We start from the raw sequence: 11,124 nt of genomic DNA, 5'->3' as shown, positions 1-11,124 counted from the left end.
TGTGCTGAACTTACCAGCAAACCCAAAACAGCACCTGATTATTTTTACTCGCTATCCAGAGCCAGGTAAGACAAAAACCCGATTGATACCTGCTTTAGGAAATCTTGGTGCTGCCAATCTTCAACGGGAAATGACTGAACATACGATATGTCAGGTTCAAGAATTGCAAAAAGCCATTGCCATATTTGTGGAAGTGCGATTTGCGGGTGGCGATTTGCAACTCATGCAAGACTGGCTGGGGTTAGATTTGGTTTACCAGTTTCAAGGCGAAGGCGATCTAGGTTCACGGATGGCGCGATCGCTTTTTGATGCTTTTCAATCTGGTGCAGAAAAAGTAATTATCATCGGTACAGATTGTCCTGGAGTCAATGCCGAAATTCTAGCAACAGCTTTTGAAAAGTTACACACCTTTGACCTCGTACTTGGGCCTGCGATCGACGGTGGATATTACTTGATTGGTTTGCGCCAAGCTATCCCGGAGTTATTCGTTAACATCGAGTGGGGAACTGCTCAAGTATTCCTGAAAACCGTAGACATTGCCCAGAAACTTCATCTATCATACGTGAACTTATCGCCTTTAGCTGATGTTGACCGACCAGAGGATCTGCCGATTTGGGAACAAGTGCCCAGATCCCCGACTTTTTGAAGAAGTCGGGGATCTGAATCCATAGCCCCGCATTAGCTGCGTATCTTCAAATACTAGGAATTTCCTGAAGACACTGTACATAACAAATGTTACTGTGGTCTAGTTGAAAACCAAGAGGCAGATAGCCTTTACCAATATTGAATCTGCTTTATATTTCTACACAAAAGTCACGGTCATGGGCACAATATTCAAGTAACTTGAAATATGAAAATCACTCGTATTCACCGCCAGTTTGAAAAACTATGGTTAACCGTTTTACTTCCGTGAGTACTGCCCTCACCGTTAAGGTAGTTGGAATAATCTGCATTTTGTCCTTTTTTGTGGACTTTTTTATTCTATTGTTACCCTTTCAGCCGACTGATCGGGTATGGCAAATCAACTTGGCAACAGCGCTAGTCGATCGGGGGATTGTTCCTCTAGTAGGACTGGGGCTGCTGTTTGCTGCCTATTGGATTGAAAACGCTGATGCAGGAAGCGATCGCCCCCAAGGAATCGATTTAAGATTTCCCGCCGTGATTCTCTCAAGTATTTTAGGGTTGATGTTCTTGCTGATTTTTCCCCTGCACCTCAATAACGTCAATCAAGCTAAGACTCAAACACTCAATAGAATCACCCAAGAAGCAGATCAAGCAGAAGCTCAACTCAACACTCGGTTATCGCAATTGCAAGCACAACTGAATACTGAGCAAGGAAAAGCCCAATTAGATCAACTGCGAACCCAAACCAAAGCTCAGTTTAGTGAAATCCTCAAAGACGATCAAAAATACAAGCAAGCGCTTGAAAGCTCTCAAATTCCCCCAAATATCAAAGAGTTACTGAAGAAAGCTAAAACAGATCCCCAAGCACTTGACAAAGCTATCGAACAACAAACAGATATTCAGACACTGCGAACTCAACAACTTAGCCAAGTTCGCCAGCGCAGAGAAGAAGCAGAACAACAAGCTAAAGATACTGCTTGGAAGTCTGGACTGCGGATTGGGATTAGCAGTTTGCTGTTATCCATTGGTTACATTATCATCGGCTGGACAGGCTTAAAAGGTATGGGTGCTGTACAAGGTGGTAAACCTAAAGCTACCGCCCGTTAATCCACTATTGGCATGGCAGTAAGACTTATACAAAAATTATTCGGTTTATACTGCCATGCGCCTAATAGCTAATAAAAATACAATTATCACTGAATAAAATCGCTATAAAACTTGAGTAATGTTCTCAATTTACATACTGACATATAACGAAGAACTAGATATTGCTGCTTGTATCGAATCAGCGATGCTATCGGATGACATTATTGTTGTGGATTCATGCAGTAGCGATCGCACTGTGGAAATTGCCAGTCGCTATCCCATCCGCGTTGTCCAACACGCTTTTGAAAGCCACGGCCGCCAACGCACCTGGATGTTAGAATCTCTCCCCCCCAAGCACGAATGGGTTTATATTCTCGAAGCTGACGAGCGCATGACACCAGAACTGTTCGCGGAATGCGAAAAGGTCAGTCAGAATCCCGATTACATCGGTTACTACGTGGCTGAACGTGTCATGTTCATGAATCGTTGGATTCGCTACAGCACACAGTATCCCCGTTACCAAATGCGTCTCTTCCGCCACGGTAAGGTGTGGTTTACTGACTATGGTCATACTGAGCGGGAAGTTTGTGAGGGTGCAACTAGCTTTTTAAAAGAAACATACCCGCACTACACTTGTAGCAAAGGTTTGAGCCGTTGGATTGAAAAGCATAACCGTTATTCTACAGATGAAGCTCAAGAAACGCTGTATCAGCTAGAACAGGGGAAGGTCAACTGGCAAGATTTATTCTTTGGCAAATCGGAAGTCGAAAAACGCCGCGCCTTGAAAGATTTGTCTTTGCGTTTACCTGCAAGACCTTTGCTACGCTTTGTATATATGTATTTTATGTTAGGCGGATGTTTAGATGGACACGCTGGACTTGCTTGGTGTACATTGCAGGCATTTTACGAATACTTAATTTTACTCAAAGTTTGGGAAATGAAGTATCTACCAAAACCTAATTTAGACGTAACAGCAATTCTGGCACAAGAGAGTCCACAACGGTTACAGTGTGCAGATTCTGAAACTACACAGGCTGATGTGGCATAAAGGGGACTGGAGATTAGAAGGATTCCCGGTAAAATCAACAGGTAGCGATCGGGCGGGTAGGCGATCGCAAAATCAGAATTTCTGAAGTAGGGTAGCACAGCTAGCTGTGCTACCCTAACCTATTTTACATTTAAACAAAACCACCATAATAAATTAATATTTTTAACAGACCGTTTTCATAAAAGGCGCTCCCGATCAAAGGTGACTGACCATATAAAATAACTCCTCAGTTTACCTGGTGGTACTTTCACAATCATGAGCAGCTTTTGATTGAGCGCGATAGATTAGTAATACCTCATGACTTGCAACAATCATTTACAAGTCTTACAAGGAAAAGTAACATCCTCTGAGAATAACCAGCCGCCATCGGATTGGTTTATATCTATGTCTATGCTTGTAGAAAAATAGCTGATTTACAGCAACAAGTACGTATTTTTGCTGTAGCAGCCAAGCTGCTAGCGTTTTGGATAGTTACTTGCGGCAGAAATTGCTTCAAGTAAAGCCTTTGCTATTTGACGAATTTGCTGGTATGGATACCAATAACAAAAGTTCCTCTAGCTTAAAACAGGAGAATCGGGGCTTGGTAATCGATCGCCTAAAACAGGACTTAAAAAACGACCTGATTGCTGGTTTGTTGGTAGTAATTCCCCTAGCAACCACTATCTGGCTGACAATTACCATTGCTAATTGGGTAATCAACTTCCTCACCCAAATTCCCAAACAACTGAATCCTTTTGATGGGTTAAACCCGATTCTAGTAAATTTACTGAATTTATTAGTAGGATTAGCTGTACCACTACTATGTATCTTATTGATGGGCTTGATGGCTCGCAATATTGCCGGGCGGTGGTTGTTAGATTTTGGTGAGCGATTATTACAGGCAATTCCCTTAGCTGGACAGGTATACAAAACTCTCAAACAGCTTTTAGAAACAATACTAAAAGATTCTAATGGCAAGTTTCGTCGGGTAATTTTGGTAGAGTATCCCCGCCGAGGAATTTGGGCGATCGCCTTTGTCACTGGTGCAATCAGTAGTGATATTCAATCCCAGATGTCTCGCCCCGTGCTAAGTGTTTTTATCCCCACCACCCCAAATCCAACTACCGGATGGTACGCAGTCGTTCCTGAAGACGAGGTGGTGAACCTCTCCATGTCCATTGAAGACGCTTTTAAAATAGTTGTATCAGGTGGCATTGTCGCCCCTAATCCGCCCTTGGTTTTTCCCAAAGAATCTACCCTGGAAGGGAAACACGACGAAATCAAGCAGCAGATTATTTCCGTTGAAGAAACTTAAAATCAATCTGGCAAAGTCACAAGCAAATGCGTAATCTTGTTGTTCGACTGTGCCAAAATTGATAGACTTATAAGTTTGCCCCGCTTAGTTAATCAGTTCTCGCACAATCACCCCTGACTTTTATGCAACCTCGTAAACCCCAGCAAATTGCTCGTGAATTGGCGCTTTTAAGCCTTAGCCAATTGCCAGTCAACCCAAAAAAATTAGATACATTACCAGACGATCAACTAGTATCCAAGTTGGTGCTAGGAGCAGTACGCACCCTGACTTCAGAAGTGCAAGATACCCTCGATAATGCCGCAGGTGAACTACAACGCAGTAACGATCGCATTTTAAGTAGTCAAACTCGCGCTTCCGATCTCGATTCTGCTAGAGTAATGCTTCAAGAAGCGATCGCCTGTACCCAAACAGCAATCAATCAATTAGGTACAGCAGTTGATTTCCCCGAATTGATTCAACTAGCTAATCAAGATAAGGGAGTCCGTAATTACGCTAAAGAGCTTGTGATTACCGTCAACGAAAATCGACACATTATAGATCAACTCCTTTCTACTGCCTTAGTGGATTGGCAAGTAACTCGCCTAGCCCAAATTGACCGCGATATCTTACAAATCGCTGTGGCAGAAATGAAATTCTTAGGAGTTCCAGACAGTATTGCCATCAACGAAGCTGTGGAGCTAGCCAAACGCTACAGTGGAGACGATGGTCATCGCTTTATTAACGGTGTTTTGCGCCGAGTCACTGAGCAGAAAAAAACAGCATAGCCTTTTATACTTACTTGCTAAGGTGAGGGGGATGAGGGAGATGAGGGAGATGAGGGAGTGAAAAGAATTAATAACCAATGCCCAATGCCCAATACTTCGACTTACCTCGACTTCGCTCGGCACAGGTCGCTCAGTAAAAGTGCCCAATGCCCAATGCCCCAAGTTCAATTAAACTCATAACTTATAAATTAGTAACTCATATAACTAATACTGCTGCAATGGTTTTTAATTGGTTCCGCCGTCAACATAACGATTCCTCTGAGACTCCCTCTGATAAAAAACAGGAAGAAACCACTCCTGCACAAGAACCCCAACCAGAGCCAGCCGAAACCTCAACTACTGAAACTGCACCAGACACAACAGCAGACTTGTTGGCGTTTGCTAAAGCTGCTTACAAAAATATTCAGCAAAAACAACAGGTTGAGGTAGTAGAAACCCCGCCTGATTTAGAAAATGCCTCAGCAGAACCTGAAACTGTAGAAACGGCAATTGCGGAAATCACTGAATCAGAAGCGGCTGAGGAACCTGTTAGTACAACCCTAGAAACAGCACAGCCAGAAATTATCCAAACTGTTACGGAGGAACAAAATACAGAAGATTCCTCAGTAGTTGCTATTGCTGAAGAAGCAGATGTCGAAAGCCCAGAAATAACCACAAACGAAGTTGAACAAATTCCCACGCCAGAGGCAACGCAGCCAACAGCACCAGCTAATTTATCCTTCTTAGAACGGGCGGCGGCAGAACGGCAAGCAAAACTGGAACAACTAATAGCCACCGCTATTGAAGTTCCAGAACCGGAGGTAGTACAGCCAGTAGCTGCAACCTCAGAGATAGGAGAAGAAATTCCTGGACTGGTATTTGATGATGGGTTTGTCTGGTCAGCGAAAGTTTTAGCGGCTCAAGGTAGAAATCCAGAAGACGTTTCTATTGAAGAAATTACCTGGCTGAAAAAGCTCCGGCAAGGGTTAGACAAAACTCGCCGGAGTATCCTTAACCAACTAAAGGCGATCGTTGGTCAAGGGCCGCTTAACCAAGCTGCTGTGACGGAAATTGAGGCATTACTTTTGCAAGCTGATGTGGGTGTAGAGGCGACAGACTTTATTATCAATGCCCTACAGACAAAACTTCGAGAAGAAGTTACTGCACCGGAAGAAGCGATCGCTTATCTGAAAAAAATTCTGCGGGATATGCTGGATGCACCAAGCAAAGCATCCCACAAAACTAGTTTTACCCCAGAAAAAGAAACCTTGAACATTTGGTTAATCACTGGGGTGAATGGTGCCGGTAAAACTACCACCATCGGCAAAATTGCCCATTTAGGGCAAAAATCTGGTTATAAATGCTTGATTGGGGCAGCAGACACCTTCCGCGCCGCCGCCGTGGAACAGGTGAAGGTTTGGGGTAGTAGAAGTGGTGTAGAAGTAATTGCCAATCCGGGAAAAAATACAGATCCGGCAGCAGTTGTATTTGATGCGATCGCAGCTGCCCAATCGCGGCAAACAGAATTACTTCTGGTAGACACTGCTGGGCGACTACAAAACAAGAAAAACTTAATGGACGAACTCGGTAAAATCCGGCGAATTATCGACAAAAAAGCTCCAAATGCCAAAGTAGAATCGCTATTGGTTCTAGATGCAACTTTAGGTCAAAATGGACTACGGCAAGCCGAAGTTTTCTCCCAAGCTGCCCAACTGAGTGGCGTTGTCTTAACCAAACTAGATGGCACTGCTAAAGGCGGCGTTGCCCTTGCCGTTGTGCAACAGCTAGGTTTACCCATTCGCTTTATTGGTGCTGGTGAAGGAATTGAAGACCTACGCCCCTTTTCGAGCTATGAGTTTGTCGAAGCTCTCTTGAGTGGCTAATTGAAATAAGTACGTCGGCACAATTAAAGCTAACTGGCGGAGGCTGTCATTTGTTCTTTGTCACTTGTACTGCCCTTCTCTACGAGACGCTGCGCGAACGACTACGCTCAGGAACCGCGAAGCCGTTCGCATAGCGTCTCCAAGAGTTGTATTGGTCATTAGTAAGAGCTTTAAGCCTATTTACGTTTCGTAACATCTTGGGTTTTTTCGCGTCAACTTACTTAATTGGGAGTTAAAAATTTTTCTTGACAAACCGATAAATTTAGGGATAACTGATCTGGTATTATCACTTGAACTAACTAGAAACAGTTAAAATCTTAAAAACATGAGTTTGTCACAATTAGGACTTACGCAAATCTATACGCTGTAGGGGCAATTCATGAATTGCCCCTACGGTAAATCAAGGCTTTCACTGCTTTTTTGCGTCAGTCCTGCTTTCGATCATCAGAACTTCGGAAAATCGTCCACTGTGGACTCAAAAAGCGAATTAGTGTAAGTAAGCTGTTTCAACACTCCCAGGTGTATTTTCCGCTCCTACTTGCGAAAGAATCTACAAATATTTTTGTAGTAAATCGAGAGATTTAAATTCTGATAATTAAACGACAATACTGTTTCTGGCTTTTGACTTAAAGTTCTTGGAGGATATTTTTTCTATATTTAGTGTCATCCTTGGCGATTATCACGGTAATTATGGTATACAGATTAAGTATTTAAAGACTTATTTACATATTTTCAGCTTTGGGAATGAATGTAAGTCTGTTTTGACCAAACTAAGCTCGATTTGAGCGCTTATAGAGGTTTTCACTCAAAAGACTTCTAGTTTCCTAGTTGCCTATACCCAAATAATTACTCTGAAAGCGTTATAAATTATTCTTTGAATAAAGTATTTTTCTGACTTTAGAGATATGCTTTGGAAATTAAGTTATGAAAAAAGGAAAAGCTTTCTGAACTATGACCGCAACTAGTAATTTTTACGGGTTGGATTTTGACTAAAAATACATGATTTGAAATGACTAAGATTACATCAAAAATACAATAAGCAAATAAAATACTGATAAAAGTTGCCTGTTACGTCTTTATACTCTTGCTAAAGTGACAAGTCTTGTCTAAATATGGTTTAGCAATGCGAAAGCCAAAAAGCTTATAAGTAATCTAAAATCTGCCAATATAAAGTGCAATAGTACCTGTGCCTGTGTCTCAACTGCCCTCTCAACCCACTGACAACAATAGTAGTGCCGCGACGGATGTCACCCCAGTCGTGGCACTCAAAGAACTCGTGGCAAGGTTGCACCGGGAACAGAACAAAATTCAAGATTTGCTCAGTTCTTTAGGATTTGCCCTGAGAAGTTTCAATAATTTGAATCAGTTTTTGGAACTGATTCCGCTAATGGCAACAAGAGTGACAGATGCAGACGGCAGCGCCCTGTTTCTCTACAAACCTAATGGTCAAGTCAGGTTAGAACAGTTACATTGGCAAGATAGTGGACAGCGCAAGAATATCCGCAAAGCGCTAGAAATAGCCAGCAGTCAAATCACGCTTTTGCCAAATACTGCCCCTCTAGCAAATGCGACGGGGATTTTGGATGACCAGATGCATCGTCATTTGGGGCCAGATGTGCAAATCTTTGGTACGGCGATTCTGGTAAAGCATACAGAAAGGGGATGGCTCTATGTATTGAGCCGCGATCCAGAATATAGTTGGACAGAAACTAGGCAAAAGTTAGTTAGGTTAGTGGCAGACCAAACAGCAGTAGCGATCGAAAACGATGAACTAGCTGTAGAACTAAGAAAAAAAGAACGCTTAGACCAAGAACTAGAAATTGGCGCAGAAATTCAACGGCGACTTCTACCACGTCAATGTCCCACAGTCCCAGGTGCAGTTCTAGCGGCCCGTTGTAAACCTGCAAATCGTGTCGGCGGTGACTACTACGACTTTATTGCTACCAATCAGAATAAAATTCGGTCTAAGACTAAAGGCGACACCGAAACTGGTCGTTGGGGTTTGGTTATTGGAGATGTCATGGGTAAAGGTGTCCCTGCTGGGCTGATTATGACGATGATGCGAGGAATGCTAAGGGGAGAAGTGCTACACGGGAATTCCCCAGCAAAAATTCTGCAAAACTTAAATAGAGTTATGTATGCGGATTTGGAAAATTCTCACCGTTTTGTAACACTATTTTATTCAGAATATAATCCTCACAGTCGAATTTTGTCTTATAGCAATGCGGCACACAATCCTCCGTTGTGGTGGCACGCAGCCACGAAAACTGTCAGCCGTTTAGATACTCTAGGAATGCTAATCGGTTTGGACGCTAACAGCCAATATGAAGATGCTCAGGTACAGTTAGAGCCTGGGGATACAATTATTTACTATACAGATGGTTTGACCGATGCGGCGGCGGCTGGTGGCGATCGCTTCGATGAAGATAATTTTGTCACTGGCTTCAATACGGCTTGCAAGTACTGCAATGGGCCAGAGGAGATTGTGGATTACCTATTTGACCAAGTTCAGCAATTCATTGGTGATGATAAGCAAAACACTGATGATATGACACTAGTTGTTCTGCAAATTTTATAGATCGTGCTTAAATCCCAATCCAAGAATGTGGATTCACCACAGTGATTCTACTAAATTTAATTTTTAATTTATTTTTTCTTTAAATTTCCCTAGCGATCGCCCAAATAGTCGCACATTAACCTTTTTTCAGGACTCATTCGTATTTAGCCTTTAGGATAATACATAAAAAATGATCCTTAGAATACATTTATGTTTAAGCAAAAACTATATATTTTGCACATCTAGCACAGTAGGAAACGTCAAGGGGGAGAGCAGGTAAAAGGTAAAATGTACAAGGTAAAAAGTAAAAGGTAAATTTACTTCTTCATTTTTGCTTTCTTTCTATCCTTGTCACGCAAGCATTTAGCCTGTTCCCTCTTGGCGTTTTAATTTTTCTTTTCTCCGCCGTAGCAAGTTCACAACAGTTACGACGGAGTTTTGCTTTCTTTGTTTTTTAAGTCTAAACTTGGTAGTTTTAAACTTACTTGGTATTTAAGTTAATAACCTTCATTTAATGATTTGTCAAGATACTTCTAAAAATATTTTAGTTGAAAAATTGAGTAAAATAGCTATTCTTGCGCTCCAGCTTTTTGCAGACTCCGCACTACATTTTTATGACCATTAAATTCTGCAATCATCAAAGCAGTATAACCACCCCGATTTTTTAAATTCACATCTGCACCAGCTTGGAGTAATAACTGCACAATTTCGCCATAACCTGCTGAGGCAGCCCACATCAATGATGTTGCCCTCGCTGTGTCTTGAAAATTCACATCTGCCCCCTTTGCCAGCAGCAAATGTACGATCTCTGTGTGCTTGCGTTCGGTTGCTTTAATCAAAGCAGTTTTGCCATCATCCCCCAGAGTGTTGGCATCAGCACTATAGTCTAACAATGCTTTCACTGTTTGGGTGTGTCCTTGTGATACAGCCAACGTCAAAGGTACTTCACCAAGATTTTTCCCATTAATATCTCCCCCAGAACCCAGGAGTGCCTTGACAATTTTGCTATGTCCCTGCAATGCTGCTACAAGCAGTGGCGTATCACCCAGACGGTTCCTAATTTGGACATCTGCACCCCTGTTAAGTAATACTTGCACGATATCAATGTAGCCTTCCACAACGGCAAGATGTAGGGCAGTTTCACCATCTTGGTCTTGGAGATTAATTTCAGCACCTCGATCCAGTAAAGCTGCTGCGATCGCACTGTGTCCCCCTGCTGCTGCTGCCAATAATGCAGTTCCACCATCATTTTTCACATTTACATCAGCCCCCGCCGCTAGCAGTGCTTCCACAACCTCCAGATGCCCCAAGTCTGCGGCTAATGTTAAGAGTGTCTCACCCTCTTGATCTGGGATATTAACATCGACACCAGTTTGGAGAATTGCTTGTAAAATTTCTATATTTCCCTGCTTAATGGCAAGTTTCAACGCAGTATCATCATCTTTATCGGCAATATTCACCTCCGCACCAGCAGCCAATAAGACTCGCACTACATCGATATGACCTTTGAGGACTGCGGCCATCAAAGCTGTACTACCATCTTCATTAGTGGCATTGACATCAGCACCTTTGGATACTAAAAGCTGCAAAATGTCAAGTTGTTTGGCACTAGCTGCCAACATCAAAGCCGTCAAACCATAGAGTTTTCTGGGCAAGTTGATATTTGCCCCGGCATCCAGTAGCGATCGCACAATTTCGGTGTAGCCTAAATTGGCAGCAAACATTAACGCCGTAGTGCCAAGGTGATCGCACGCATCTACCCTCGCACCAGCAACCAGTAGCGCACACAGCCCCTTAATATCACCACTTTTAGCAGCTTTTAGCAGCAAAGTATCGTTGTTTTCAGTCATGAATGAGATCCCACACAGGGGGTTTTGTTCGTCTACTTT

Annotated in this window: 8 protein-coding genes; 7 read left to right on the top strand and 1 reads right to left on the bottom strand. The window is 42.7% G+C overall.

Annotated elements, in window-relative coordinates:
- Nucleotide 1 precedes the first annotated feature (1 nt).
- From HWQ36_RS17560 to HWQ36_RS17530, 7 genes are all read left to right on the top strand, one after another.
- Nucleotides 2-646, top strand: coding sequence for a TIGR04282 family arsenosugar biosynthesis glycosyltransferase (locus HWQ36_RS17560; protein WP_292704970.1), 645 nt, complete (start codon nucleotides 2-4; stop codon nucleotides 644-646).
- A gap of 242 nt (nucleotides 647-888) precedes the next feature.
- Nucleotides 889-1,731 carry an HpsJ family protein gene (locus HWQ36_RS17555; RefSeq protein ID WP_292704969.1) on the top strand — a complete coding sequence of 281 codons (843 nt, stop codon included), beginning with the start codon at nucleotides 889-891 and terminating at the stop codon, nucleotides 1,729-1,731.
- Nucleotides 1,732-1,849: 118 nt separating this feature from the next.
- Nucleotides 1,850-2,758, top strand: coding sequence for a glycosyltransferase family 2 protein (locus HWQ36_RS17550; RefSeq protein WP_292704968.1), 909 nt, complete (start codon nucleotides 1,850-1,852; stop codon nucleotides 2,756-2,758).
- Between the two features lie 529 nt (nucleotides 2,759-3,287).
- A complete protein-coding gene (locus HWQ36_RS17545) occupies nucleotides 3,288-4,052 on the top strand; it encodes a DUF502 domain-containing protein (RefSeq protein ID WP_292705012.1) in 765 nt (254 codons plus the stop codon).
- 122 nt (nucleotides 4,053-4,174) lie between these two features.
- A complete protein-coding gene (nusB, locus tag HWQ36_RS17540; RefSeq protein ID WP_292704967.1) occupies nucleotides 4,175-4,816 on the top strand; it encodes a transcription antitermination factor NusB in 642 nt (213 codons plus the stop codon).
- Nucleotides 4,817-5,034: 218 nt separating this feature from the next.
- Entirely contained in the window at nucleotides 5,035-6,678 is a 1,644-nt protein-coding gene (gene ftsY / locus HWQ36_RS17535; protein WP_292705011.1) for a signal recognition particle-docking protein FtsY, read from the top strand.
- Between the two features lie 1,186 nt (nucleotides 6,679-7,864).
- Nucleotides 7,865-9,256, top strand: coding sequence for a PP2C family protein-serine/threonine phosphatase (locus tag HWQ36_RS17530; RefSeq protein WP_292704966.1), 1,392 nt, complete (start codon nucleotides 7,865-7,867; stop codon nucleotides 9,254-9,256).
- A gap of 548 nt (nucleotides 9,257-9,804) precedes the next feature.
- Here the strand turns inward: HWQ36_RS17530 and HWQ36_RS17525 are convergent.
- Nucleotides 9,805-11,085: an ankyrin repeat domain-containing protein gene (locus HWQ36_RS17525; protein WP_292704965.1), complete on the bottom strand. Its 1,281-nt coding sequence runs from the start codon at nucleotides 11,083-11,085 to the stop codon at nucleotides 9,805-9,807.
- Nucleotides 11,086-11,124: the final 39 nt, after the last annotated feature.

Origin of the sequence: Nostoc sp. NMS2 (assembly GCF_017115105.1) — a bacterium.
Taxonomy (GTDB): domain Bacteria; phylum Cyanobacteriota; class Cyanobacteriia; order Cyanobacteriales; family Nostocaceae; genus Nostoc.
The sequence above is the reverse complement of the archived record's forward strand: the minus strand, read 5'-3'. Positions and strand labels throughout refer to the sequence as shown.

Bases quoted from the DNA above. Each gene is read 5' to 3' on its own strand.
- ftsY (WP_292705011.1), top strand. From the start codon at position 5,035: ATGGTTTTTAATTGGTTCCGCCGTCAACATAACGATTCCTCTGAGACT.
- HWQ36_RS17545 (WP_292705012.1), top strand. From the start codon at position 3,288: ATGGATACCAATAACAAAAGTTCCTCTAGCTTAAAACAGGAGAATCGG.
- HWQ36_RS17525 (WP_292704965.1), bottom strand. From the start codon at position 11,085: ATGACTGAAAACAACGATACTTTGCTGCTAAAAGCTGCTAAAAGTGGT.
- HWQ36_RS17555 (WP_292704969.1), top strand. From the start codon at position 889: ATGGTTAACCGTTTTACTTCCGTGAGTACTGCCCTCACCGTTAAGGTA.
- HWQ36_RS17550 (WP_292704968.1), top strand. From the start codon at position 1,850: ATGTTCTCAATTTACATACTGACATATAACGAAGAACTAGATATTGCT.
- nusB (WP_292704967.1), top strand. From the start codon at position 4,175: ATGCAACCTCGTAAACCCCAGCAAATTGCTCGTGAATTGGCGCTTTTA.